Raw genomic sequence first — 24,985 nt, forward strand, 5'->3', positions numbered from 1 at the left:
GACCACCCACCACGCCCATAGACTTATGGGCAGCCAGCACCACGGGGAGGATCAACGATGGCGGGCGAATTCTATCTCGGCGACACCGGCCTATCGCCGCTGTCCGATATCCACACCCAAGTCGCGGGCGGGCTCGCGCAGCTGACCGGCGCAGGCGCGCCGCAGGCCGCCGATGTCGCCGCGTCGTTCGGCAACATCGCATTCAGCGTCAACAGCGCCCTCGATGGCGTCTCGCAGAGCCGTATGGGCACGATCCAGACCACGAAGACTTCCAGCGACACCATCGCGGAGCTGCTGGGCAAGGCGCAGCAGATGTACGCCCAGGGTGACATGGCCAGCGCCGACAAGCTCAAGGCCGCAGCCGATGCCCTGTCCGGACAGTCCGGTTCCGGTTCTGGCGGCGGCGGTGCCGCTACCGGCGGCGCCAGTGGTGCAGCATCAGGCGGGAGCCCCGCGGGGGCGGCGGGCGGCGGTCAGGCCGGCGGCGACATGGCGGGTCAGATGGTCGGCCAGATCGGCCAGCAGATCGGCCAGGCCGCCCAATCGGTCACCCAGCCTCTGCAGGGGCTCGCACAGGGCCTGCAACAACTCCCCCAGCAGGTCATGCAGGGTGTGCAGGGCATCGTGCAGGCCGCCACCGGGGCGGCGGCCGGCGCCGCAGGTGGCGCAGCCGGAGCGGCTACCGGCGACCCATCGGCCGACGAACCGAAACCCGACGGCGAGCCCCTCGACGAGGACAAGAGCCCGCAGGACTCAAAGCCCAAGGACGACAACGCGTCTCCCCCGCAGGCATCCGCGACAGACGCCCAGCAGGGCTCCGACTCGGCGGGGCGTGCACCCGTTGAGAGTTCTCCACCACAACCCGCGCAGACCCGCCCGCAGCAGTCACCGCTCTGACAACTGCCCCTCGGCGAGTACCAACCGGCGGTCGACGCCGATCGCGTCGAGGAACGCTTCGTCGTGGCTCACGACCAGCAACGCTCCACGGTATGAGTTCAACGCCGACTCCAGTTGCGCCACGCTGACGAGGTCGAGGTTGTTGGTCGGCTCGTCGAGCAGCAGCAGCTGTGGCGCGGGCTCGGCGTAGAGCACGCACATCAGGGTCGCACGCAACCGTTCGCCACCCGAAAGCGCCGACACCGGTAGGTGAATGCGGTCCCCGCGAAACAGGAACTGCGCCAACAGATGCATGCGACGGGTATGGCTCAGGCTCGGCGCGGACGACGCCAGGCTCTGCGCGACCGTGCGCTCGGGGTCAAGCAGATCCAGCCGCTGCGACAGATAGGCGATCCGACCATCGGCCCGTTGCACATCACCATCCGCGAGAGGCAGATCCCCGCTGAGAATCCGCAGCAGCGTGGACTTACCCACCCCATTACCCCCGGTCAGCGCGATGCGTTCCGGACCGCGGATGTCCAGGTCGATACCGCTGTCCGCGAACAGCTCTCGACCGCCGTGACTGAACCGGACGGACCGCATGGCGACGACCGTGCGGCCTGCGGGCACCTCGGTGTTGGGCAGATCCAGCACGATCGCGTCGTCGTCACGGACCGCGCGTTCGGCCTCGTCGAGGCGTTGGCGGGCGTCCTCGACGCGCTTGGCGTGCACGTCGTCGGCGCGGGCCGCGGACTCCTGCGCGTCCCGCTTGAGCTTGCCCGCCACGATCTTCGGCAGCCCCGCGTCCTTCAGGTTGCGGGCGGCGGTGCTCGACCGCTTCGCGGCGCGTTCCCGGGCCTGCTGCATCTGCCGTTTCTCCCGCTTGAGGAGTTGTTCGGTGTTGCGCACATCCGCCGCAGCCGCCGCCTGCGCGGCCTCGAGTGCCTCGGTGAAGGAGCTGAAGTTCCCTCCGTGATAACGGATTTCACCACCGCGCAGCTCGGCGATGCGGTCCACCCGGTCGAGCAGCACCCGATCGTGACTCACCAGCAGAAGCGTGCCGCCGAAGTCGTCGAGCGCGTCGTACAGCCGGTGCCGCGCGTCGAGGTCGAGGTTGTTGGTCGGCTCGTCGAGCAGGAGCACGTCGGGGCGTGTCAGCAGTCGTGCGGCCAACCCCACGGAGATCACCTCGCCACCGCTGAGCGTGCCGAGCCGGCGGTCCAGCGCGACATCCCCCAGACCGAGCCGCGCGAGCTGCGCACGCGAGCGCTCCTCGATGTCCCAGTCGTCGCCGATCGCGGTGAACACGGCCTCCGACGAGTCGCCGGCCGCCAGCGCGTCGAGGGCGTCGATCACCGGTGTGACGCCCAGTGCGTCGGCCACGGTGAGGTGCCCGTCAAAGGGCAGCGACTGCGGTAGATAGCCGAGCAGCCCGTCGACGGTGACGGCCCCTTCGGTGGGGGTGTACTCCCCCGCGATGAGGCGCAGCAGGGTGCTCTTGCCTGCGCCGTTGGGTGCGATCAGGCCGGTTCGGCCCTCGGGCACGGTGAATGACAGGCCGGAGAACACCGCGGTGTCATCGGGCCACGCGAAGGACAGATTGGAGACAACGATGGAAGACATGTGGGAGATCTCTCGATGAGTGCCCGTGAAACGGGCAGGGAGGGGCGACTCAGGACGTGCTCCGGGTTATCCGGAGATGTCGTCTCCCAGCAAGATTGCGGCCCACCTCAATCGACAGCGCGCAGATCGACTACGCGTACTCGACCCATCGTAACGACGTCACGCAAGCAGATATTTCCGCAGCGTCTCCGTGGTCGCGGTGATCTGCGCGGTATCGACGTGCTCGTCGACGCGGTGCGCCAGGTTCGGGTCACCCGGACCGTAGTTGACCGCGGGGATCCCGAGCGCGGCGAACCGTGCCACATCGGTCCAGCCGTACTTGGCCCGCACCTGACCCCCGGCAGCCGCCACCAGCGCCGCGGCAGCGGGTTTGGTCAGCCCAGGAAGCGCACCGGCCGCGGCGTCAGTCACCTCGAACGTGACGTCGAGGCCGTCGAACACCCGGTGCACGTGCTCCACCGCGGCGTCGACGGTGCGGTCAGGGGCGAATCGGAAGTTCACCGTCAGCGCCGCGGCGTCGGGAATGACGTTGCCCGCGATACCGCCGTCGACACGAACCGCCGACAGGCCCTCGCGGTACGTACACCCGTCGATGTCGACGTCGCGCGGCTGATAGTCCGACAGCCGCTGCATAACCGCGCCCAACTTGTGAATCGCGTTGTCGCCCAGCCACGATCGCGCGGAGTGCGCCCGGGTCCCGGTGGCACCGACGATGACGCGGATGGTGCCCTGACAGCCCGCCTCGATGTAGCCACCTGAGGGCTCGCCGAGGATCGCGACGTCGGCGGCGAGCCATTCGGGAAGCTCGCGTTCGATGCGACCCAGCCCGTTGGCCGACGACTCGATCTCCTCGCAGTCATACATCACCAGCGTGATGTCATGCGCGGGTTCGACCACGGTCGCCGCGAGGTGCAGAAACACCGCGTCGCCGGACTTCATGTCGGATGTGCCGCAGCCGTGCAGGACGCCGTCGACGAGGCGACTCGGCAGGTTGTCGGCGGCGGGCACGGTGTCGGTGTGGCCGGCCAGAAGCACGCGCGACGGCCGCCCTAGGTTGGTGCGGGCCAGCACGGCATCGCCGTTGCGGATGACCTCGAAGCCTGGGGCCTGCGCGCGCAGCGCGGCCTCGATCTCATCGGCGATGCGCTGTTCGTGCCGCGACTCGCTGGGGATGTCCACCAGCGCTGCCGTCAGCGCGATCGGATCGGCTCGTAAATCCAGGACCACGATCACCGAGGTTAGTCCAGTAACCTCTAGCACCGTGACTTCAGCATCAGGCTTGGGCGTGGCCACCATCGCCGCAGACGGAACTGTCCTCGACACGTGGTTTCCCGCCCCCGAACTCGGCGTGGACGGTCCGTCGGGCACTAATCGTCTGTCGGTGGCAGAGGTCTCCGAGGACCTAGCCACGCTGGCGGGACGCGATGCGGAGCGTGACGTCGAGGTCGTCCTCGTCCGCACCACGATCGCGTCGCTGGACGACAAGCCCGTCGACGCCTACGACGCCTACCTGCGCCTGCACCTGTTGTCGCACCGCCTGGTCAAGCCGCACGGCGCCAACATGGACGGCATCTTCGGCCTGCTGGCCAATGTCGTGTGGACGAGCCACGGGCCGTGCGCCGTCGATGGCTTCGAAGAGACCCGCGCGCGGCTGCGCAAGCGTGGCGCCGTCGCGGTGTACGGCGTGGACAAGTTCCCCCGCATGGTCGACTACGTGCTGCCCAAGGGCGTGCGGATCGCCGACGCCGACCGGGTCCGCCTTGGCGCGCATCTCGCCGAGGGCACCACGGTCATGCACGAGGGTTTCGTGAACTTCAATGCCGGAACGCTGGGCACGTCGATGGTCGAGGGCCGGATCTCGGCGGGTGTCGTCGTCGACGACGGATCCGACGTCGGTGGCGGCGCGTCCATCATGGGCACACTGTCCGGCGGCGGCAAGGAAGTCATCTCCGTTGGCAAACGATGCCTGCTGGGTGCCAACTCCGGGCTCGGCATCTCGCTCGGCGACGACTGCGTGATCGAAGCCGGGCTCTACGTCACCGGTGGAACCAAGGTCACCGCTGGTGACGGCGAGACCATCAAGGCGATCGAGCTGTCAGGGGCGAACAACCTTCTGTTCCGCCGTAATTCGCTATCCGGCGCTGTCGAGGTCGTCAAGCGCGACGGCACGGGCATCACCCTCAACGAGGCCCTGCACGCCAACTGAGATCGGGATTTCTCACCGCGAACGTGAACTAGTTCGCCAAATCTCGCGAATTCTTCGCCATCTAGTTCACGTTGGGCGGCTCGTTAGAGAGGGTCAGTCGTCGGCGGCGAGGATGCAGAACTCGTTGCCCTCGGGGTCGGCGAGCACCACCCAGGACTCGTCGCCCTGACCGATGTCCACGCGGCGCGCGCCGAGGCCGATGACGCGATCGACCTCGGCCTGTTGATCGTCGGGCCGGAAGTCGAAGTGGATGCGGTTCTTGACTACCTTGTCGTCGGGTACCTCGAGGAAGAGCCAGTTCGGTCCGGCGCCGGGCGGCGCGTACAACACCGCGTCACCGTCGGAGGTGATGCCGCTGTCCCAGCCCAGTACCCGCGCCCACCAGCCGGCCAGCGCAGTGATGTCGTGGGCGTCGATGCAGATCTCGTCGAACACCAGGGTCACGTCATCAGCTCCTTCTTGAGTACCTTGCCCATCGCGTTGCGGGGCAGGCTCTCGACGACGCGCACCTCGCGGGGGCGCTTGTGCACCGACAGTTGTCGGGCGACGTAGTCGATCAGATCGGCCGGGTCGGCATCGCCGACGACGAACGCCACAATCCGCTGACCCAGGTCGTCGTCGGGCACCCCGACCACCGCGGCCTCGGATACCCCGGCGTGGCCCAGCAGGATCGTCTCGATCTCACCGGCGCCGATCCGGTAGCCGCCGGACTTGATGAGGTCCACCGATTCGCGTCCGACGATCCGGTGCATACCGTCGGCGTCGACGACCGCGACGTCTCCGGTGCGGTACCACCCGTCGGTGGTGAACGCGTCGGCCGTCGCATCCGCACGATTCAGATACCCGTCGAACATGGTGGGCGACTTGACCTCCAACCGTCCGATGGTCTCGCCATCGTGGGCGACCTCGGCTCCGTCATCGTCGACGAGCCGGGTCTGCACACCCGCGAGCGGCAGTCCGACCCAGCCGGCCCGCCGTTCACCGTCGGCCGATGTGCTGAGGGTGATCAGCGACTCGGTGCTGCCGTACCGCTCGACCGGAGCGCGCCCGGTGAGGCGCACCATCTCGTCGAACACCGGCACCGGCAGCGGTGCGCTGCCCGACACCAGCAGCCGCGCCGAGGACAACGCCCGCGCGGCGTCCGGATCGCCGACAACGCGCGACCACACGGTGGGGACACCGAAGTAGAGCGTTCCCGCTGCCTTCGCGTATGCCTCAGGTGTCGGCTTGCCGGTGTGGACAAAGCGGTTCCCGATCCGCAGCGAGCCCAGCAGGCCGAGGATCAGACCGTGCACGTGGAACAGCGGAAGGCCGTGCACCAACGTGTCATCGGCAGTCCACTGCCATGCCTGCGCCAGCGCATCGATGTCGGCGGCGATCGCCCGTCTGCTCAGCACCACGCCCTTGGGCGGCCCGGTGGTGCCGGAGGTGTACATGATCAGCGCGGTGGAGTCGGGCGTGGGTTCGGCGTAGCGGTGCCAGGACCGAGCGTGCAGCCGAACGGGAATGTGCGGCAGGCCCTCCGCGTCCTGCGGCAGCTCTCCCAACCATGCCTGCGCACCTGAGTCGGCGAGAATGTGTCGGCGTTCGGTCTCCCCCACGTCGGCAGGCACCGGCACTACCGGCACCCCGGCGATGAGACAGCCGATGATGGCCAGCACGGTCGTGGCGGTCGGGGTGGCCAGCACCGCGACACGCTGCGCGCGGGCGACCCGTTCGGCCACCGAGGTGGCCGCGCCGACGAGATCGCTGCGGCTCAACGAGGCGTCCCCGATCCGAACGGCGTCGTCGAGGTCGTGTCCGGCGGCGACAGCGGCCGGGTTGAGCGAGGTGAGCAGCACGTCAGCGAGGCTACCGCTGCACGCGATACTGGACGGGTGAAGCCCATCGAACGCGTCGAGTCCCGCGAGATATATCGGAATGCGTGGATGGTCGTCCGGGAGGACGGCATCCGGAGGCCGGACGGCAGCCTCGGCATCTACGGGGTGATCGACAAACCGACGTATGCACTGGTCATCCCCCAGGACGGCGACCGCTACCGCCTCGTCGAGCAGTTCCGCTATCCGATCGGCATGCGGCGCTGGGAGTTTCCCCAGGGCACCGCACCGGGATCGCTCGACGGCGGCGAGCCGCCCGCCGAGGAGCTCGCCGCAGCAGAACTGCGCGAGGAGACGGGCCTGCGGGCAGAGTCAATGGTGGTGCTGGGCCAGCTCGACGTGGCCGCCGGCATGAGCAGCCAGCGCGGCTGGGTGTGGCTGGCCACCCAGCTGACCGAGGGCGAGCACGACCGCGAGTACGAGGAACAGGACATGCACAGCGCCTGGTTCACCCGGCCCGAGGTCGAGGACATGATGGCGAGTGGCGAGATCACCGACGCGCAAAGCCTGGCCGCGTGGACACTGCTGCGCCTGGCCGAGGACAGGGCCTGACGGAAGGAAGCACCATGAGCGCCGAAGCCGACGTCAGAGCACTGGTCACCCGGTGGGTGGATGCCGTGCAGGCCAAGGACCTGGACGGTGTGGTCGCCCAGCACTCCGATGACATCGTGATGTTCGACGTACCCCCGCCGCATCAGGGTGTCCGAGGCATCGTCGAGTACCGCGACAGCTGGGCACCGTTCTTCGACTGGCAGCGCAACACGGACGGGATCTTCGAACTCGTCGAACTCAACGTGGAGGCCGGAGCCGACGTCGCCTTCGCCTACGCGTTGCTGCGGTGCGGACCGCCCGCAGACTTCGAGACCGACCCGGACAGCCGGCTGCGGATCACCATGGGTCTGCGCAACATCGACGGGCAGTGGGTCGTGGTGCACGAGCACCACTCGTTCCCCATGCCGGATTGACGCCGGTTACCGCCGCTCGGTCAGCGCACGGAGAAAGAAGGTCAGGTTGGCGGGTCGCTCGGCCAACCGCCGGACGAAGTACCCGTACCACTGCGTGCCGAACGGTACGTAGACGCGCACGTGGTTGCCGCCGTCGGTCAGTCGGCGCTGTTCGGTGTCCCGGATGCCGTAAAGCATCTGATACTCGAAATCGTCGACACTGCGCCCGAATTCGGTGACCAAGCTCGGCACCGCGGAGATCACCGCAGGATCGTGCGATGCCACCATCGGATAGCCGCTTCCCGCCATGAGCACCCGCAGACAGCGCAGGTAGGAGTCGGTCACATCGTCGGGGTCACGGAACGCCACCGACGACGGCTCGTCATAAGCGCCCTTGCACAGTCTGATTCGGGCGCCCGATGCCGCGAACTCCGCGCAGTCGGCCTCGGTCCGTCGCAGATAGGCCTGCAGGACCGTGCCCAGCCAGTCGAAGTCGCGGCGCAGGTCCCGCACGATCGACAACGTGGAGTCCGTCGTGGTGTGGTCCTCGGCGTCGACGGTGACCCAGGCGCCGACGTCGCGGGCCCGCTGACATATGGCGTGTGCGTTCTCGTAGGCGATCTTCTCCCCGTCGCGAGGCAGCGCCTGCCCCAGCGCGGACAGCTTGAGTGACACCTCCAACGGCCGCGGGCCATCACCGAACTCGGCGATGTTCCCGAACGCCTCCAGCAGGTCCATGTAGGCCTGCACGGTGGCGTTGGCCGCCTCGGCGTCGGTAACGTCCTCGCCGAGATAGTCGACGCTCACGAAGCGACGTGAATTCCGCAGCACCGCAACTGATGACACCACGTCGCCGATGGTCACCCCCGGCACGAACCGGTTCACCACATGACGCGTGATGGGCAGCTCCTCGGCGATCCGGCGCAGCCGGTCCGAGCGGCTCGCCGCCAGGATCGCGGGCCGGGCCACGCGGCCGAACACCCCGGACATCAGTTCGCCCCCATGTGGGGATAGGCGTGGTCGGTGGGCGGGACGAACGTCTCCTTGATCGATCGGGCCGACGTCCAGCGCAACAGGTTCTGCGCCGAGCCCGCCTTGTCGTTGGTGCCCGATCCGCGAGAGCCGCCGAAGGGCTGTTGGCCGACGACAGCGCCGGTCGGCTTGTCGTTCACGTAGAAGTTGCCTGCCGCGTATCGCAGTCGGTTCTCGGCATCCAGCACGGCGGAGCGATCGTCGGCGATCACGGCGCCGGTCAGGCCGTAGTCCGACCCGGTGTCGACGAGGCCGAGGACGTCATCCCATCGGTCGTCGTCGAACACGTGCACGGCCAGGATCGGGCCGAAGTACTCGCGGCGGAACGCCTCGTCGGTGGGGTCGTCGGAGAGCAGCACCGTGGGCCGCACGAAATAGCCCTCGCTGTCGTCGTATTCGCCGCCTGCGGCAATCGTGACACCCGCCGCACCCTTGGCCCGCTCGATGGCCGCCACGTTCTTGGCGAACGCGCGGGCGTCGATCAGCGCGCCACCGTAGTTGGACAGGTCGGCGACATCGCCGTAGCTCAACGCCTCCGTCGCGCCGAGGAAGTCATCACCCATCCGCTGCCACACCGACCGTGAGACGAAGGCTCTCGACGCCGCCGAGCACTTCTGCCCCTGATAGTCGAAGGCGCCGCGAATCAGTGCGGTGCGCAGCACATCCGGGCGCGCGCTGGCGTGCGCGACCACGAAGTCCTTACCTCCGGTCTCGCCGACCAGCCGAGGGTAGGTGCGGTATCGGTCGATGTGCGTGCCGACCTCGCGCCACAGATGCTGGAACGTCGCGGTCGACCCGGTGAAGTGGATGCCTGCGAGCCGCGGATCGGCCAGCACCACGTCCGACACCGCGAACCCGTCCCCCGTCACCAGATTGATCACCCCGGGTGGCAGACCTGCCGCCTCCAGCAGCTGCATCGTGAGGTAGGCCGAGAACGTCTGCGTCACTGATGGTTTCCACACCACCGTGTTACCCATGAGCGCAGGCGCAGTCGGGAGGTTGCCCGCGATCGCGGTGAAGTTGAACGGGGTGATCGCGTAGACGAAGCCCTCGAGAGGGCGGTAGTCCGTGCGATTCCAGATGCCGCGCGTGCTGATCGGCTGCTGCGCCAGGATCTGGCGGGCGAAGGCCACGTTGAAACGCCAGAAGTCGATGAGTTCACAGGCCGCGTCGATCTCGGCCTGGTAGGCGGTCTTCGACTGTCCGAGCATGGTGGCCGCGGCGAGCCTCTCCCGCCACGGTCCGGCGAGCAGGTCAGCCGCCCGCAGGAACACCGCGGCGCGTTCGTCGAACGGCGTGGCCGCCCATGCGTCCTTCGCGGCGATCGCAGCTTCCACGGCTGCGGCGGCCTCGGTGGGCCCGGCGTTGGTCAGCGTGCCGAGCACGGCGGAGTGGCGATGCGGTTGCACCACGTCGATGCGTTCTCCCCCGCCCATCGCGTGCTTCCCGCCGATGACGTGGGGCAGGTCGACGGGGGTGTCGGCGAGCGTGTCGAGTGCGGCGGTGAGCCTGCTGCGCTCGGGACTCTGGGGGGCGTAGTCAAGTACCGGTTCGTTGACCGGCAGCGGCACATCGGTGATCGCGTCCATGCTCATTAGGTTCCCGCGTTCGCCGCGTTCAAGGATTAGCCAATCGGACAAGACCTGACGACAGCAACAGTAGAATCGGCCAACATGACCACATCCGGCGTGAGCCTCGGCCAACTGGTCCTGGCGCTGGACGCCACCATGGTGACGCTGGTGGAGGCTCCCCGTGGCCTGGACCTGCCCGTCGCCTCGGCCGCGCTCATCGACTCCGACGACGTCAGGCTCGGGCTGGCGGCGGGTTCCGGCTCGGCTGACGTGTTCTTCCTCCTCGGTGTCGGCGACGACGAGGCGCTGGCGTGGCTGGTCGGTCAGGCCTCAACGCGAGCGCCCGCGGCCGTGTTCGTCAAGGAGCCGTCCGACGCGGTGATCGCCCGCGCCGTGGCTGTGGGTACCGCGGTGGTCACCGTCGACCCGCGGGCGCGATGGGAACGGCTGTACCGGCTGGTCGACCACGTCTTCGAGCACCACGGGGACCGAGCCGACCCCATGTTCGACTCGGGCACCGACCTGTTCGGCCTGGCCCAGTCCATCGCCGACCGCACCCACGGGATGGTCAGCATCGAGGACGCGCAGTCACACGTGCTGGCCTACTCGGCGTCCAACGAGGAGGCCGACGAGCTGCGCCGCGCATCGATCCTCGGCCGCGCGGGGCCACCGGAGCATCTCGCCTGGATCGGCAAGTGGGGCATCTTCGACGCCGTCCGAGCGGGTGAGGTGGTCAGCGTCGAGGCGCGTCCCGAGCTGGGTCTGCAGCCGCGTCGCGCCGTCGGGATCCACCACGGCGCACCCGACCCGCGCAGGCCCCCGGTGTTCGCGGGCACCATCTGGGTGCAACAGGGCTCGCGCTCCCTGGCCGACGACACCGACGAGGTGCTGCGCGGCGCGGCGGTGCTCGCGGGGCGCATCCTGTCGCGGCTCGCGGCGACACCGTCGACACACGCCATGCGGGTGCAGGAACTGCTGGGCCTGCGCGATGACAGCGGCGCCGACGTCGACGACGTGGCACGCGAACTCGGCATCGTCGCCGACGGGCGGCCCGCGGTCATCGGCTTCGACGGCCCTGGCGCGGGCACTTCGCGGCTGGCCGACGTATTGGCGTTGAGCGCCAGCGCCTTCCGCCCCGACGCGCAGGTGACGGCGCACGGCTCACGGGTGTACGTGCTGTTCCCGAACACCGGCAAGGGCTCGGTGCCGTCGTGGATCCGCGGCACCATCGGCGGTCTGCGCACTGAACTCGGCATCGAGCTGCGGGCCGTGATCGCCTCCCCCGCAACGGGTCTGCGGGGTGTCGCGGCGTCGCGCGCAGAGGTGGACCGGGTGCTCGACAGCGCGGGCCGACACCCCGGGGCCATCGGCCAGGTGACGTCGCTCGCCGAGGCGCGTACCGCCGTGATCCTCGACGAGATCGTCACGATGATCTCGACCGACGATCGGCTGATCGACCCGCGGGTGCGGGACCTGCGCGAGAACGAGCCCGTGCTCGCCGAGACGTTGCGTGCCTACCTCGATGGTTTCGGTGATGTGGCCGCGGCGGCGGCCAACCTACACGTTCATCCCAACACCGTCCGCTACCGCGTGCGACGCGTCGAGGATGTCCTCGGCACATCGCTGGCCGATCCCGATGTACGGCTGCTGCTGTCGCTGAGTCTGCGCGCCATCGGGTGAGGCGTGGGCCGTGCGGCGTCAACCGATCGACTGACAGCAAATCCAACCTTCCGGGGGTCGCGCGGGCGGGGTGAGGTGGCGCACGCTCGTCATATGAGCCCAGACACCACGATCGACACCCCGCTGCGGCCGTCGACGAATCCGTTTCTCAGCGGGAACTTCGCCCCGGTCCGCGACGAACTCACGGTGACCGACCTAGACGTGACCGGCACCATCCCCGACTACCTGAATGGACGCTATCTGCGCACCGGCCCCAACCCGGTGGGCGAGCCGGATCCGGACCGCTATCACTGGTTTCTCGGTGCGGGCATGGCGCACGGGCTGCGGATCGGCGACGGCCGGGCCCAGTGGTACCGGAACCGGTGGGTGCGCTCGGGGGCCATGGCACGCACGCTCGGTGAACGGTGGCCGGGCGGAGCGCACGACGGCGGGTTCGACTTCGCGGGCAACACCAACATCATCGGCCACGCCGGTCGCACGTTGGTGCTCACCGAATCCGGTGTCCGACCCTACGAACTCGACGACGAGCTGAACACCATCGGCGGGTCGGACTTCTGCGGCACGCTGTTCGGCGGGTACAGCGCGCATCCCAAACGCGATCCGGCCACCGGGGAACTGCACGCGGTGTCGTATAACCCGATGCGCGGCAACCGCATTCAATACACCGTCACCGGCGCGGACGGGCGGGTGCGCCACAGCGTCGACATCACGCTGGACTCGCACACGATGATGCACGACTTCTCGCTGACCGAGAACTACGTCGTCATCTACGACCTTCCGGTGGCGCTCGACCTCGGGGCGAGCCTGACCAACCGGCCCGCCCGCGCGGCGGCCCGGCTGCTCAGCCGGTTCGTCGCCGTCCACGCCGCACCTGACCTCCTGCTGCGCGTCGCGATGCGGGGCTCGGAGCGGTTCGGTGCGCCAAACGGACTGCCCTACCGTTGGGCACCGGAGCGCCCAGCTCGGATCGGCGTGCTGCCGAGAACGGGCACGGCGTCCGACATCCGGTGGTTCGAGGTGGCACCGTGCTACGTGTTCCATCCGCTCAACGCCCACGAGGACACCGGCCCGAACGGGGCGACGATCGTGCTCGACGTGGTCCGTCACGCGTCGGTGTTCACCGCGGGCGCCGAACTCGCCCCGGGATCTCAGAGCCTGGACCGCTGGACCGTGGATCTGACATCGGGCCACGTGTCCGAGGTTCGACTCGACGACACGACGCAGGAGTTCCCCCGGGTCGACGAGCGCCGCGTCGGGCTTCGGCATCGGTACGGCTACGCCGTCGGCTGGGATTCCACCACCGCGGTCGAGGCGCACACACCGCCGACGGCGATCATCAAGCACGATCTCGAGGCGGGCACCTCGCGGGCCGCGCGCTTCGGCGCGGGTCGTGAGCCGGGCGAGTTCGTGTTCGTGCCGTCGAGCGCTGACGCCGGCGAGGACGACGGTGTGGCGATGGGCTTCGTCTACGACCGCGCCGAGGACCGCAGCGATCTGGTGCTGCTTGACGCACAGACGCTTGAGACGGTGGCCACCATCGCAGTTCCCGCCCGTGTGCCGCACGGATTCCACGGCAACTGGGTGCCTCAGGAGAGCTAGCATCAGCTCGATGGAGGACGCCGCGCAGCAACTCAACACGTGGCACGTCCTGTGGGACACCTACATCGTGGGCATGTGCGGTGTCGCCGTCATATCCGTGTTCCTGCTCGATGACCTGGTTCCCGGCCGGGCGCCGGGCGTCGCGGCCGCCCTGCTCGTCGCGTTGATCGCATGGCTGACCATCGCCGGGCGCCGTGTGCCCCGGCTGGGCGCGCTCACGGCGCGCTCGATCGTCTACGTCGTGGTCGCGACGATTCTGTGGGCACTGTCCATGGTGTGCGCCCCGGCGGCCGTTGCCGCCATTCCCGCGCTGTATCCCGTGCTCTTCTCGACGCTTCCGCTGACGGTGGCCATCGGAGCAGCCCTCGCGGTCACGCTCATGCCGCTGACCATCGACGTCGCGGCCTCCGGCCTGCAGTCACCGCACCTGCCGGTCGCGGTGGCCATGACACTGCTCGGCCTGATCGCCGGACCGCTGATCGGGATCATGGTCGTCACGACGGTGCGACAACGAATGGAGATGGCCGCCGTGGTCGCCGCACTGGAGGCCAGCCGGGCCGAAACCTCAAGGCTGTCCAGGGAAGCCGGCATCGCCGGGGAGCGCGAGCGGCTGGCCCGCGAGATTCACGACACCCTGGCGCAGGGTTTCACCAGCATCGTCGCGCTAGCGCAGGCCGTGCAGGCCGAACTCGACACCGACCCCGACACGGCCGCTGGGCACGTCGAACTGATCCGGAGGACCGCCCGCGCGAACCTGTCCGAGGCACGCACCATGGTCAGCTCCCTGACCCCGGCAGCGCTGGACGAGGGCTCACTGTCTGCCGTGATTCGCCGCCAGTGCGACGCGTTCGCAGCGGAGTCGGGTGTTGCGGTGAGAGTGACCGCCGATCCCGACCTGCCATCGTCGGCGATGGCGTCGAACGTCGTCCTGCTTCGCGCCGCCCAGGAGTCGCTGGCCAACATTCGCAAGCACGCAGGCGCCACCGAGGTGTCGGTGGACCTGGCCGCCGACGGCGATATGCTTCGGCTCTCGCTGTCGGACAACGGAACCGGGCTCTCCGCGCAGCACCATGACGGTTACGGACTGACCGGCATGCGGGCGCGCGCCGCCCAGGTCGGCGGGTCGCTGACAGTCCTGCAGACCTCGGGTGGCGGGGTCACGGTCGTTGTCGAGGTGCCCGCACTGTGACGCCCCAGCGAGAAGCGGAACGGGATCGCGCATGACAACGGTGCTGCTGGTCGACGACCATCCCGTGGTGCGGGAGGGCCTTCGAGGCATGATCGATGCCGAGCCAGACCTGAGCGTCGTCGGCGAGGCCGGCTCGGGCATCGAAGCCGTCTCGATGGCCCAGAGTCTGTGTCCCGACGTCATTCTCATGGACCTGCGGATGCCTGATGTCGACGGCGTGACGGCCACCGAGCGGATTCTGGCCACCTCACCGGGTATCCGGATCGTCGTCGTCACCACCTACGAATCGGACTCCGACATCCTGCGCGCGGTCGAGGCCGGCGCCGCCGGCTACCTGCTCAAGGATGCGACGCGGGCCGAACTCGCCGCCGCTGTGCGCGATGCCGCGGACGGCAAGACCGTTCTGGCTCCGTCGGTCGCGGACCGGCTGGTGCGGTTCGTCCGGCGCCCACCGCCGGCATCGCTGTCGTCGCGTGAGGTCGACGTGCTGGCCCTGGTGTCCGAGGGGCTGACCAATGCCGACATCGGTCGGCGTCTGCATATCAGCGAGGCGACGGTGAAGACGCATCTGTTGCGCGCGTTCAACAAGCTCGGGGTGTCCGATCGCACCGCGGCAGTGACGACCGCGATGTCGCTGGGGCTGCTCGGCGGTTAGGACGCCAGGCGTGCGACGGCGGCGTCGATGCGCTCGTCGGTGGCGGTCAGCGCGATGCGCACGTGGCGGCTGCCGCGGGGTCCGTAGAACTCACCGGGCGCGGTCAGAATGCCGCGCTGGGCGAACCACGTGACGGTGTCGCGGCAGGGCTCGTCGCGGGTGACCCAGAGGTAGAGGCCGGCCTCGGAGTGCTCGACGGTCAGTCCCGCGTCGCGGACGGCGCGCATCAGGACGCGGCGTCGCCGGGCGTAGCGCTCTCGCTGCGCCAGTTCGTGCGCGTCGTCGTCGAGGGCCGCGACCATGGCTGCCTGGATCGCGGTCGGCACCATCATGCCGGCGTGCTTCCGCACGGCCAGCAGTTCGGCGACGACGGCGGGATCTCCAGCCACGAAACCGGCGCGGTACCCGGCCAGGGAGGAGGTCTTGGACAGCGAGTGGATGGCCAGCAGCCCGGTGTGGTCGCCATCGCACACCGACGGGTGCAGGACCGAGACCGGCTCCACATCCCAGCCGAGCCCGAGGTAACACTCGTCGGAGGCAACGAGCACACTCCGCTCACGCGCCCAGGTGACGACCTTTCGCAGGTGGTCGACGCCCAGAACCGCGCCGGTGGGGTTGCTGGGCGAGTTCAGATACACCAGCGCGGGGTTGCGCGGCCCGAGCTGGGTCAGCGAGTCCGCACGCACGACCTGAGCGCCGGCGAGGCGGGCGCCGACGTCATAGGTCGGGTAGGCGAGTTCAGGGACGACGACGGCGTCATCGGGCCCCAGTGCCATCAGGGTCGGCAGCCACGCGATGAGTTCCTTGGTGCCGATGACGGGCAGGATCGCGTCACCGTCGAGGCCTGTGACCCCGTAACGGCGCTGCAGGGCGGCCGAGGCTGAAGCACGCAGGGCCGCGGTGCCCGCCGTGGTCGGGTATCCCGGAGCGGAACTCGCCTCGTACAGCGCGTCCCGGATCAACGGGGCCACCGGGTCGACGGGCGTACCTACCGACAGGTCGACGATGCCCCCGGGATGCGCTCGCGCCAGTGCAGTGACGTCGGCGAGCGTGTCCCAGGGAAAGACCGGCAGAGCTCCCGAGAGGGGCCCCGAACGGAACACAGGCGTCTTCAGTCCTCGCCCTGAGGCGGCAGATCCTTGATCATCTGCGGGTCATGCTCGGTCTGCCCAACCTTGGACGCGCCGCCGGGCGAACCGAGTTCTACGAAGAAGTCGGCGTTGGCCTGCGTGTAGCTGGCCCACTGGTCCGGGACGTCGTCCTCGTAGTAGATGGCCTCAACCGGGCAAACCGGCTCGCAGGCGCCGCAGTCCACGCACTCATCCGGGTGGATGTACAGCATGCGCGCACCCTCGTAGATGCAATCAACCGGGCATTCTTCAATGCACGACTTGTCCTTGACGTCGACGCATGGCTCGGCAATGACGTACGTCACTACTGTGTCTCCTGTCCAGCGGGCTGCTGATCGGTTCGGTCTCGTTGAGCTTTTCCGAGAAGTCGCCGCAAGTATGCCGTTGCTCATACTCCGACGTTCTTCTGAGTGTGTCCTAACTTTTGCCCGCCGCCCTCACAGGCGGCGCGGGGTTACTGATACTAGACGTTGCAGATAAAACCCGCTATGCGTTGCATCCCCCAGGACCGTTCCCATCCCCCGGCGTGTCGCGGGCGCTTGCCGGAGTCGAGAATCGACCTGTGCAACTCATTGCATAGGACCGCTGGTATCACATACAGTGCGGCAATGGCGCTACCCCACGCGATCCTGGTGTCGCTGTGCGAGCAGGCAGGGTCCGGCTACGAACTGGCCCGCCGCTTCGACCGGTCGATCGGGCACTTCTGGGCCGCGACCCACCAGCAGATCTACCGGACGCTGCGCACGATGGAGAACGACGGATGGGTGCACGTCGAGGTCGTTGCGCAGAGCACCCGGCCGGACAAGAAGGTCTACGACGTGACCGCCGCCGGCCGGGCCGAGCTGGCCCGTTGGATCAGCGAACCACTGTGCGGGCGCGGCAGTTCCATCACCGACTCGAGAACCCGCGAGCTGGCAGTGAAGATCCGGGGCGCACAGTTCGGCGACGCCGACGCCCTGCGCGCCCAGGTCGTCACGCTGCGCCGTGAGCGGGCCCAAACCCTGGACACCTACCGAGGATTCGAGAAGCGCCAGTTTCCCGACCCATCGACCCTGACCGGATCCGCCCGCAACCAGTACCTGGTGTTGCGCGGTGGCATCAGGGCCGAACAGGGTTCGGTGGACTGGCTCGACGAAGTACTCAGCGCGCTCGGGCAGGACGATCGCTGCCGCGATCGGGGAGGCGACCAGTGAGCAACCCGTACCCCAACCTGCTCTCTCCCCTGGACCTGGGCTTCACCACGTTGCGCAACAGGGTGGTGATGGGCTCGATGCACACCGGGCTCGAAGACCGTGCACGCGATATCGACCGTCTGGCAGCCTATTTCGCCGAGCGGGCGCGTGGTGGCGTCGGACTGATCATCACCGGCGGCTACGCGCCCAACCGCACCGGCTGGCTGCTGCCATTCGCCGCGCAGATGCTGTCGTCCTCCGACGCTCGACGGCACCGCTCCGTGACGTCAGCGGTGCACGACGAGGGCGGCAAGATCCTTCTGCAGGTGTTACACGCGGGACGCTATGCCTACCATCCACTTTCGGTGAGCGCGTCGTCGATCAAGGCACCCATCAACCCCTTCCGACCGCGCAAGCTGTCGACCCGCGGTGTCGAGGACACCGTCAGCGACTTCGTCAAATGCGCCGTGCTGGCGCGCGAGGCCGGTTACGACGGTGTCGAGATCATGGGCAGCGAGGGCTATCTGCTCAACCAGTTCCTGGCCCCGCGCACCAACAAGCGCACCGACGCCTGGGGCGGCACGCCCGAGAAGCGCCGACGCCTGCCCGTCGAGATCGTGCGCCGGACCCGCGAGGCGGTCGGGCGTGACTTCATCATCTGCTATCGGATGTCGATGGCCGACTACGTGGAGGACGGCCAGAGCTGGGACGAGATCACGGCCCTGGCCAGCGAGGTCGAAGCGGCAGGCGCGACGATCATCAACACCGGCGTCGGCTGGCACGAGTCGCGGGTGCCGACGATCGTGACGTCGGTGCCCAGTGGCGCATTCGTCGACGTCAGCAATGCGATCGCCGAGCACGTCAGCGTTCCCGTGGTGGCCAGCAACCGGATCAACATGCCGCAGGCGTGCGAACAGATCCTCGCCGACGGGCACGTCCAGTTGATCTCGATGGCTCGTCCCCTGCTATCGGACCCGGACTGGGTGAACAAGGCCCAAGCCGATGCCGCCGACGAGATCAACACCTGCATCGCCTGCAACCAGGCGTGCCTGGATCACGCGTTCGTCCACAAGACCGTGTCGTGTCTGCTCAATCCGCGAGCCGGGCACGAGACGAAACTGGTGCTCGCTCCGACGCGGCGAACCAAACGCGTGGCCGTGGTGGGTGCCGGGCCAGCGGGCCTGTCGGCCGCGGTCACAGCCGCCGAGCGCGGCCACGCCGTCACGCTGTTCGAGGCGGGTGGCGCCATCGGCGGCCAGTTCGACCTCGCCAGAAGGATCCCCGGCAAGGAGGAGTTCAACGAGACCATCCGCTACTACACGCGGATGCTCGACAAACACGGTGTCGACGTGCGGCTCGCCACGCGCGCTGACGTCGAGGAGCTGTCCGGTTTCGACGAGGTGGTGATCGCCACCGGCGTCGCACCGCGGATGCCCGACATCCCGGGCATCGACCACCCCATGGTGCTGTCCTACGCCGAGGCGATCCTGGGTGCACCGATCGGCGGCCGCGTCGCCGTCATCGGAGCCGGTGGCATCGGGTTCGATGTCAGCGAGTTCCTGGTCACCGACGAGTCCCCCACGCTGAACCTCAAGGAGTGGAAGGCCGAGTGGGGGGTCGCCGACCCGCAGGAGAACCGCGGCGCACTGACCACGCCGATACCGCTGCGCCCGGCGCGGGAGGTGTATCTGCTGCAGCGCACGAAGGGTTCGCAGGGCCGCACGCTGGGCAAGACGTCCGGCTGGGTGCACCGCGCGTCGGTGAAGGCCAAGGGCGTGCAACAGCTTTCGGGCGTCAACTACGAACGCATCGATGACGCCGGCCTGCACATCAGCTTCGGCCCGCAACACAACGAGCCCCGCGTGCTCGAGGTCGACAACGTCGTCGTGTGCGCGGGCCAGGAGTCGGTGCGCGATCTCGCGGAGCGCCTGCGGGACACCGGGGTGCAGCCACATGTCATCGGCGGCGCGTCCGTCGCCGCCGAACTCGACGCCAAGCGCGCCATTCGCCAGGGCACCGAACTGGCCGCGCGACTGTAGGCCCCATCGCGCGAGCAGTCCGCAAGCGGCTCCGCCTGCGGACTGCTCGGCAGAGTGTGTCAGGCCTGCTTGAGTGCCTCGATCTCGAGGGTGATGGTCACCTTGTCGCCGACGACGGCGCCGCCGGTCTCCAGGGGCATATCGATATCGATGCCGAAGTCCTTGCGGTTCAGCACGACTGACGCATCGAAGCCGGCTACCTCGCCGTGGCCCATGCCAGGGTTGACGCCGTTGAACTCGAGCCTAAGCTGGATCGGCTTGGTGACGCCCTTGAGGGTGAAGTCGCCGTCCAGTACATAGTCATCACCATCGGCGCGGACACCGGTCGAGACGAACGTGGCACTCGGGTACTGCTGGGCGTCGAAGAAGTCGGCGGCCTTCAAGTGTGCGTCGCGCTGCTCATTGCGCGTGTTGACCGAGTCGACTCCGATCTCGGCCGTGACCGACGGCGTGCCGTCCTCGGCGACCACGATCGCACCGCTGAACTCGTCGAAGTTTCCGCGTACCTTGCTCACCATCAGATGTCGCACCGAGAACGTGACGGACGAGTGCACGGGGTCAATGGCCCAGGTGCCTGCGCTGAGGTCGGTGGCTACCGCTGCGGTCATGTGCGAGTCTCCTTGATTGGGGCGCCGGCCTCTCCGACACCTTCAAGGAGATAAACGGACCTTAGTCCGGTTTCATTCCCGCACGCCCCACCTGCAGGACCCCTACTCGGAGGCGACGCCCCACTTGGCCTCGGCCCCCGAATGCCCTATCTGCACAACACCGACGATTGACGAGACCCCCACCACCACCGCGAGCACTGCGGCTACCACCGCAAGCACCTTTCGCGGCTCCGTGGAGCGTGACTCGAGCCAGTGCTGAACGGCCTGGACGATTGCCACGACCAGGAGCCCCACGGCGAAGTAGATCATCCACTCACCACGCTCTTGGTGGAGTTCGAGAATGGTGCTGTGCTGAGCCTCGCGGTTGTACAACCACTCTCCAGCCGACGTTGTCACTGGCGTGAGCACCGCGACTCCGACTGCAAGTGCCAGCACCAACCACACCAGCCGACGCCGTGCCGCTGGCCAGAAGGCGCACAAGATGGCGAGCAGCGCCGTGAGTGGCGTCAGCACGACCACGCCGTGGACCAGCAGGGCATGGGCAGGGATTCCGGCAATAGTGGTCATGGCGCTCCTGGGGCTCGGCGTACCTACAAGATATACGCGCCGCGAAATACCCAGGTTCGATCCAAACCCCCTTCGTCGCAAAATGTTTCGAGCGAGAGGACTAAGGAAAGGCTACGCTGCCAAGAACGGTGTGTAGGTGGTGCTGCGCTGGCGCGCCGGGCGGCCGATGCCCTCGGCGATGGCGATGAGTTCGTCGGCGGACTTGGCCGATCCGTTCTCCGAGCCCGCCATCCGCGAGATGGTCTCCTCCATCAGAGTGCCGCCGAGATCGTTGGCGCCGCCGTTGAGCATCACCTGAGTGCGTTCCACACCGAGCTTGACCCAGCTGGTCTGGATGCTGGGAATCCTGCCGTGCAACATGATCCGGGCCAAGGCGTGCACCGCCCGATTGTCACGGTGCGTGGGCCCCGGTCGCGAGCCGCCCGCCAGGTACAGCGGGCTGGACTGGTGCACGAAGGGCAGCGGGACGAACTCGGTGAAACCACCGGTGCGGTCCTGGATGCCGCGCAGCACGTTGAGGTGCCCCACCCAGTGCCGTGGCGTGTCGACGTGGCCGTACATCATCGTCGAACTGGAACGCAGGCCAACCTCGTGCGCTGTGGTGACGACCTCAATCCACGCCGACGTCGGCAGCTTGCCCTTGGTCAGCACCCAGCGGACCTCATCATCGAGGATCTCAGCCGCCGTCCCGGGAATGGACCCGAGACCGGCCTCGCGCAGATCGGTCAGCCACTCCCGGATCGAGATACCGCTCTTGGTGACGCCGTTGGAGATCTCCATGGGCGAGAACGCGTGAACGTGCATCGACGGCACCCGGGCCTTGACCGCCCGGACCAGATCGGCGTATCCGGTGACCGGCAGCTCGGGGTCGATACCGCCCTGCATGCACACCTCGGTGGCACCGGCGACATGCGCCTCCCACGCCCGGTCGGCGACCTCGTCGGTCGACAGCGAGTAGGCGTCGGCATCACCCTTGCGTTGGGCGAATGCGCAGAACCGGCATCCGGTGTAGCAGATGTTGGTGAAGTTAATGTTGCGGTTCACCACATAGGTGACGTCATCACCGACGACGTCGCGACGCAGCGAATCGGCAAGTGCGGCAATGGCATCCAATGCTGGACCATCGGCGGTCGCCAGCGCAAGGTACTCATCGTCGCTGCAGCCGGCGGGGTCACGCTCGGCCGAGCGCAGCGCCGCGAGCACATCGGTGTCGATGCGCTCTGGTGCCCGCGCCGCGAGTTCGCTGATCTTCTCGCGAATGGACTCCCAGTCGCCGAAGGCACTTCCGAGATCGCTGCGCGTCTCGGTGAGACGGCCCTCGGTGTCGATGGCGGTGTGCAGATCGGTGCGGCCAAGAGATTCGGTCGCCTCGTCGGGCTCCTGCCACGGACGCCCGACCGGGCTCACGTCGAGCGCCAGACCTGTGTCGGGGTCCGCCAGCGCGGCGACGTGACCCTGCACTCGGGGATCGATCCACGCCGCGCCCGCCTGCACGTACTGCGGCTGCGCCGTCAACCGCTGGACCAGGTCATAGCCGGCCTCCGCGGTGACGTCGGCGAGTTCGTCGAGCGCGGGCCACGGGCGTTCGGGGTTGACGTGGTCGGGGGTCAGCGGCGACACCCCACCCCAGTCGTCGACACCCGCACCGATGAGCGCGAGGCACTCCTGGCGCGACACCAGGTTCGGCGGGGCCTGGATGCGAACCTTGGGACCCATCACCAACCGGGTCACGGCCAGCGTCGCGAGGAAGTCATCGATACCGGTGTCGGGTCTCCCCGCCATCGCGGTGTGCTCCTTGGCCCGGAAGTTCTGCACGATCACTTCCTGGACGTGGCCGAACTCCTTGTGTGAGCGTCGGATTGCATGCACGGTCTCGGCGCGCTCGGTGAGCGTCTCACCGATCCCGACCAGCAGCCCCGTGGTGAACGGGATCGACAGCCGGCCCGCGTCGTCGAGCGTGCGCAACCGGACCGCCGGGTCCTTGTCCGGGCTGCCGTAGTGCGCCAGGCCCTTGGTCTCGAACAACCGGCGCGAGGTCGTCTCCAGCATCATGCCCATCGACGGAGCCACCGGCTTGAGCCGCGACAGCTCCGACCAACTCATCACACCCGGGTTCAGGTGCGGCAGCAGACCGGTCTCCTCGAGCACACGAATGGACATCGCACGCACGTAGTCCAGCGTGGAGTCATAACCACGCTCGTCGAGCCATTGCCGGGCCTCGTCCCAGCGCGCCTCAGGACGGTCCCCGAGGGTGAAAAGAGCTTCCTTGCAGCCCAACTCCGCACCGCGGCGGGCGACGTCGAGAATCTCGTCGGGCTCCATGTACATGCCCTGGCCCGCGGCGCGCAGCTTGCCCGGAACAGTGACGAACGTGCAGTAGTGGCAGGTGTCGCGGCACAGGTGCGTCACCGGTATGAACACCTTGCGCGAATAGCTGACCGGCAGCCGTCCGGTGGATCCGCGCCGACCGGCGGCCTCCAGACCGGCGTCACGCACCCGGGCGGCACTGGCACAGAGATCGGCGAGGTCATCGCCGCGGGCCGTCATCGCGATGGCGGCCTCGTCGACGTTGAGCGCCACGCCGTCCCTGGCGCGCCGCAACACCCGCCTCATTGCCGCGGGGCTGGGCGTTCCGGACCGTGGTGGTACCGCGGGGCTGGGCAGATCGGCACCGCGCTGGGGGTTCAGAGCCACTCCCCTTTAACCCCAAGGTCGTGAAGAATCATCCGCGCGTCTCACTATCTGAAACACCTGCGCCTCGCATAGGGGCCACAGTAGTCGCAGCCACACGCCGCCGGGCCTCCCATCTCCACACAGATCACCTGACCGCCACGTAAGTTCTTGCTGTCGGGTCTGTCGCGAGAGGTAGCAAGTTATGAGTGTGTCCCTGAGGTCCCATTTCGTCACCGGTGTGGCGGCCGTTGCGGCGGCGGCACTCGTCGCCTCGCCGACAACCGCGTCGGCACACCCCTTGATTCAGCCCACCGAGCGTGCCGTGACCGCACGCGTCGACCTCGCCGCGTCGGTCAAGCCGATCATCCTCGAGCCGCTGCGTCCCGAACAGTTGGCGACGGCGCGTGATGCCATCCGCCGGATCGACCCGGAGTCGACGTTCGCCACCGCTGCGGCCGCACCGGCGCCCGCACCGCTCAACGCCGCATCTGACTGGTTCACCAACGCCTACGAGTGGGTTCAGTACTGGGTGAGCTATGGCGTCGACCTCGCCGACTACGTCCTGGGGTTCATCCCGTTCGGATACTTCATCGGCGACCAGATCAACATCTTCTACGACTTCCTGATCACGCCGATCGCCGACAGTGTCGTGTACGGGTTGATCAATCCGATTCTCAACGATCCACTGAACCTCTCGACGTGGGTCAACGGTCTGGTCAACGTCGGCCAGACCGCGATCAACGCGGCGATCAACACCGGCATCGCCGAGTTCAACTACTTCTTCGGATGGCTGATCCCGCCGCTGCCTCCGCTGCCGATTCCGCCCCTTCCCCTGGCTGCCGTGCAGACCGTGACGCCGTTCGAGACCGTCGAGGACGTGTCTCTGCTGTCGACGGCGCTCGAGGAGGTGACCGACGAGAAGGTCGGCACTGAGATCGAACCCGAAACTGAGGTCACCGAGACTGAGGCGACGGATCCCGAGGCCACCACACCCGAAGTCACCACACCCGAAGTCACCACACCCGAAGTCACCACACCCGAGGTGACGGATCCCGTGGTCGTGACACCCGAGGTCACCACACCCGAGGTCGTGACACCCGAGGTGCCCGTGGACGAGACGACGCCCGTCGTCGCCCCCGAGACCGACGACGAGACCATCGCCCCGACCACGCCGATCAAGCTGACGCCGACGAAGCTCACGCCAATCAAGTCCACGTTGGGCAGCGTGTCCGCACAGGGTGAGGTGCGCGGTGGTGCAACCACCACACCGGCCACGGACACCAAGCCGGCTGCAGCTGCATCGTCGGACAAGGAGAAGCCTGCGCCTGAGTCGGCACCGTCGGGCGCCAGCGCTGAGCAGACGGACAAGACCAGTGCTACGGACAAGACCGACTCCGACAAGAACGAGAAGAACGACAAGAAGGCAGCGTCCGACTAGCTCCTCAGTCGCTACTTCGCGGGCGTCGTCTGGGGATCAACCGGCGATGAATTGCGGTGTCCCCGGCGATACCGCTAATTGAATTGGGTAATAGTCGGCGAGACGC

Annotated in this window: 22 protein-coding genes; 11 read left to right on the forward strand and 11 right to left on the reverse strand. The window is 67.9% G+C overall.

Annotated features, from left to right (window positions below):
- Window positions 1-57 precede the first annotated feature (57 nt).
- Window positions 58-897 (forward strand): type VII secretion target, encoded by an 840-nt coding sequence (locus ABIA65_RS08150; protein ID WP_354523204.1) that lies wholly within the window; start codon window positions 58-60, stop codon window positions 895-897.
- On the opposite strand, the gene ABIA65_RS08155 is transcribed toward ABIA65_RS08150, so the two are convergent.
- Together ABIA65_RS08155 and dapE are read right to left on the reverse strand one after the other, a co-directional pair.
- Window positions 886-2,499, reverse strand: a complete 1,614-nt coding sequence (locus tag ABIA65_RS08155) for an ABC-F family ATP-binding cassette domain-containing protein (protein ID WP_354523205.1) — start codon at window positions 2,497-2,499, stop codon at window positions 886-888. The two genes, ABIA65_RS08150 and ABIA65_RS08155, sit on opposite strands and share 12 nt — an antisense overlap.
- Window positions 2,500-2,658: 159 nt before the next feature.
- Window positions 2,659-3,726: a succinyl-diaminopimelate desuccinylase gene (gene dapE / locus ABIA65_RS08160; RefSeq protein ID WP_354523206.1), complete on the reverse strand. Its 1,068-nt coding sequence runs from the start codon at window positions 3,724-3,726 to the stop codon at window positions 2,659-2,661.
- Window positions 3,727-3,760: 34 nt separating this feature from the next.
- Here dapE and dapD point away from each other — a divergent pair, with 34 nt between their 5' ends.
- Window positions 3,761-4,705 (forward strand): 2,3,4,5-tetrahydropyridine-2,6-dicarboxylate N-succinyltransferase, encoded by a 945-nt coding sequence (gene dapD / locus ABIA65_RS08165; protein ID WP_354523207.1) that lies wholly within the window; start codon window positions 3,761-3,763, stop codon window positions 4,703-4,705.
- A gap of 93 nt (window positions 4,706-4,798) precedes the next feature.
- Here the strand turns inward: dapD and ABIA65_RS08170 are convergent, their stop codons facing one another.
- Together ABIA65_RS08170 and ABIA65_RS08175 are read right to left on the reverse strand one after the other, a co-directional pair.
- Window positions 4,799-5,149: a VOC family protein gene (locus tag ABIA65_RS08170; protein WP_354523208.1), complete on the reverse strand. Its 351-nt coding sequence runs from the start codon at window positions 5,147-5,149 to the stop codon at window positions 4,799-4,801.
- Complete coding sequence (locus tag ABIA65_RS08175; RefSeq protein ID WP_354523209.1) at window positions 5,146-6,546, reverse strand: acyl-CoA synthetase; 1,401 nt, start codon at window positions 6,544-6,546, stop codon at window positions 5,146-5,148. The genes ABIA65_RS08170 and ABIA65_RS08175 overlap by 4 nt, the downstream gene beginning before the upstream one ends.
- 87 nt (window positions 6,547-6,633) lie before the next feature.
- Between ABIA65_RS08175 and ABIA65_RS08180 the strand changes: the two genes are divergently transcribed.
- Window positions 6,634-7,134: an NUDIX domain-containing protein gene (locus ABIA65_RS08180; RefSeq protein WP_502919554.1), complete on the forward strand. Its 501-nt coding sequence runs from the start codon at window positions 6,634-6,636 to the stop codon at window positions 7,132-7,134.
- 14 nt (window positions 7,135-7,148) lie between these two features.
- Window positions 7,149-7,547, forward strand: coding sequence for a YybH family protein (locus ABIA65_RS08185; protein ID WP_354523211.1), 399 nt, complete (start codon window positions 7,149-7,151; stop codon window positions 7,545-7,547).
- Window positions 7,548-7,553: 6 nt separating this feature from the next.
- Here the strand turns inward: ABIA65_RS08185 and ABIA65_RS08190 are convergent, their stop codons facing one another.
- Window positions 7,554-8,516: a proline dehydrogenase family protein gene (locus ABIA65_RS08190; RefSeq protein WP_354523212.1), complete on the reverse strand. Its 963-nt coding sequence runs from the start codon at window positions 8,514-8,516 to the stop codon at window positions 7,554-7,556.
- Window positions 8,516-10,147, reverse strand: a complete 1,632-nt coding sequence (gene pruA, locus ABIA65_RS08195) for an L-glutamate gamma-semialdehyde dehydrogenase (RefSeq protein ID WP_354523213.1) — start codon at window positions 10,145-10,147, stop codon at window positions 8,516-8,518. The genes ABIA65_RS08190 and pruA overlap by 1 nt, the downstream gene beginning before the upstream one ends.
- A gap of 84 nt (window positions 10,148-10,231) precedes the next feature.
- On the opposite strand from pruA, the gene ABIA65_RS08200 reads away from it, so the two are divergent.
- From ABIA65_RS08200 to ABIA65_RS08215, 4 genes are all read left to right on the forward strand, one after another.
- Entirely contained in the window at window positions 10,232-11,809 is a 1,578-nt protein-coding gene (locus ABIA65_RS08200) for a PucR family transcriptional regulator (protein WP_354523214.1), read from the forward strand.
- A gap of 93 nt (window positions 11,810-11,902) precedes the next feature.
- The gene (locus ABIA65_RS08205; RefSeq protein ID WP_241403787.1) at window positions 11,903-13,408 is read left to right on the forward strand and encodes a carotenoid oxygenase family protein; all 1,506 of its coding nucleotides are present in this window, start codon (window positions 11,903-11,905) and stop codon (window positions 13,406-13,408) included.
- Window positions 13,409-13,418: 10 nt separating this feature from the next.
- The gene (locus ABIA65_RS08210) at window positions 13,419-14,597 is read left to right on the forward strand and encodes a sensor histidine kinase (RefSeq protein ID WP_354523215.1); all 1,179 of its coding nucleotides are present in this window, start codon (window positions 13,419-13,421) and stop codon (window positions 14,595-14,597) included.
- 31 nt (window positions 14,598-14,628) lie between these two features.
- Complete coding sequence (locus tag ABIA65_RS08215; protein WP_354523216.1) at window positions 14,629-15,252, forward strand: response regulator; 624 nt, start codon at window positions 14,629-14,631, stop codon at window positions 15,250-15,252.
- Here the strand turns inward: ABIA65_RS08215 and dapC are convergent.
- Window positions 15,249-16,355 (reverse strand): succinyldiaminopimelate transaminase, encoded by a 1,107-nt coding sequence (gene dapC / locus ABIA65_RS08220; protein WP_354523217.1) that lies wholly within the window; start codon window positions 16,353-16,355, stop codon window positions 15,249-15,251. The genes ABIA65_RS08215 and dapC overlap by 4 nt on opposite strands.
- A gap of 8 nt (window positions 16,356-16,363) precedes the next feature.
- Window positions 16,364-16,687, reverse strand: coding sequence for a ferredoxin (gene fdxA, locus ABIA65_RS08225; protein ID WP_241403784.1), 324 nt, complete (start codon window positions 16,685-16,687; stop codon window positions 16,364-16,366).
- A gap of 303 nt (window positions 16,688-16,990) precedes the next feature.
- Here fdxA and ABIA65_RS08230 point away from each other — a divergent pair, with 303 nt between their 5' ends.
- Window positions 16,991-17,575, forward strand: coding sequence for a PadR family transcriptional regulator (locus tag ABIA65_RS08230; protein WP_354523218.1), 585 nt, complete (start codon window positions 16,991-16,993; stop codon window positions 17,573-17,575).
- A complete protein-coding gene (locus ABIA65_RS08235; protein ID WP_354523219.1) occupies window positions 17,572-19,593 on the forward strand; it encodes an oxidoreductase in 2,022 nt (673 codons plus the stop codon). The genes ABIA65_RS08230 and ABIA65_RS08235 overlap by 4 nt, the downstream gene beginning before the upstream one ends.
- Window positions 19,594-19,652: 59 nt before the next feature.
- Here the strand turns inward: ABIA65_RS08235 and ABIA65_RS08240 are convergent, their stop codons facing one another.
- The 3 genes from ABIA65_RS08240 to ABIA65_RS08250 form a co-directional block, all read right to left on the reverse strand.
- Window positions 19,653-20,201 (reverse strand): YceI family protein, encoded by a 549-nt coding sequence (locus ABIA65_RS08240; protein WP_241403781.1) that lies wholly within the window; start codon window positions 20,199-20,201, stop codon window positions 19,653-19,655.
- Between the two features lie 102 nt (window positions 20,202-20,303).
- Window positions 20,304-20,768: a DUF2231 domain-containing protein gene (locus ABIA65_RS08245; protein ID WP_354523220.1), complete on the reverse strand. Its 465-nt coding sequence runs from the start codon at window positions 20,766-20,768 to the stop codon at window positions 20,304-20,306.
- A 111-nt stretch (window positions 20,769-20,879) separates the two neighbouring features.
- Entirely contained in the window at window positions 20,880-23,462 is a 2,583-nt protein-coding gene (locus ABIA65_RS08250) for a bifunctional FO biosynthesis protein CofGH (RefSeq protein ID WP_354523221.1), read from the reverse strand.
- A gap of 181 nt (window positions 23,463-23,643) precedes the next feature.
- On the opposite strand from ABIA65_RS08250, the gene ABIA65_RS08255 reads away from it, so the two are divergent.
- Window positions 23,644-24,879 (forward strand): hypothetical protein, encoded by a 1,236-nt coding sequence (locus ABIA65_RS08255; RefSeq protein ID WP_354523222.1) that lies wholly within the window; start codon window positions 23,644-23,646, stop codon window positions 24,877-24,879.
- Window positions 24,880-24,985: the final 106 nt, after the last annotated feature.

Source organism: Mycolicibacterium sp. 624, assembly GCF_040548615.1.
In the GTDB taxonomy this organism is placed as follows: domain Bacteria; phylum Actinomycetota; class Actinomycetes; order Mycobacteriales; family Mycobacteriaceae; genus Mycobacterium.

Bases quoted from the DNA above. Each gene is read 5' to 3' on its own strand.
- ABIA65_RS08150 (WP_354523204.1), top strand. From the start codon at position 58: ATGGCGGGCGAATTCTATCTCGGCGACACCGGCCTATCGCCGCTGTCC.
- ABIA65_RS08155 (WP_354523205.1), bottom strand. From the start codon at position 2,499: ATGTCTTCCATCGTTGTCTCCAATCTGTCCTTCGCGTGGCCCGATGAC.
- ABIA65_RS08180 (WP_502919554.1), top strand. From the start codon at position 6,634: ATGGTCGTCCGGGAGGACGGCATCCGGAGGCCGGACGGCAGCCTCGGC.
- ABIA65_RS08185 (WP_354523211.1), top strand. From the start codon at position 7,149: ATGAGCGCCGAAGCCGACGTCAGAGCACTGGTCACCCGGTGGGTGGAT.
- ABIA65_RS08190 (WP_354523212.1), bottom strand. From the start codon at position 8,516: ATGTCCGGGGTGTTCGGCCGCGTGGCCCGGCCCGCGATCCTGGCGGCG.
- pruA (WP_354523213.1), bottom strand. From the start codon at position 10,147: ATGGACGCGATCACCGATGTGCCGCTGCCGGTCAACGAACCGGTACTT.
- ABIA65_RS08200 (WP_354523214.1), top strand. From the start codon at position 10,232: ATGACCACATCCGGCGTGAGCCTCGGCCAACTGGTCCTGGCGCTGGAC.
- ABIA65_RS08205 (WP_241403787.1), top strand. From the start codon at position 11,903: ATGAGCCCAGACACCACGATCGACACCCCGCTGCGGCCGTCGACGAAT.
- ABIA65_RS08210 (WP_354523215.1), top strand. From the start codon at position 13,419: ATGGAGGACGCCGCGCAGCAACTCAACACGTGGCACGTCCTGTGGGAC.
- ABIA65_RS08215 (WP_354523216.1), top strand. From the start codon at position 14,629: ATGACAACGGTGCTGCTGGTCGACGACCATCCCGTGGTGCGGGAGGGC.
- ABIA65_RS08230 (WP_354523218.1), top strand. From the start codon at position 16,991: ATGGCGCTACCCCACGCGATCCTGGTGTCGCTGTGCGAGCAGGCAGGG.
- ABIA65_RS08240 (WP_241403781.1), bottom strand. From the start codon at position 20,201: ATGACCGCAGCGGTAGCCACCGACCTCAGCGCAGGCACCTGGGCCATT.
- ABIA65_RS08245 (WP_354523220.1), bottom strand. From the start codon at position 20,768: ATGACCACTATTGCCGGAATCCCTGCCCATGCCCTGCTGGTCCACGGC.
- ABIA65_RS08255 (WP_354523222.1), top strand. From the start codon at position 23,644: ATGAGTGTGTCCCTGAGGTCCCATTTCGTCACCGGTGTGGCGGCCGTT.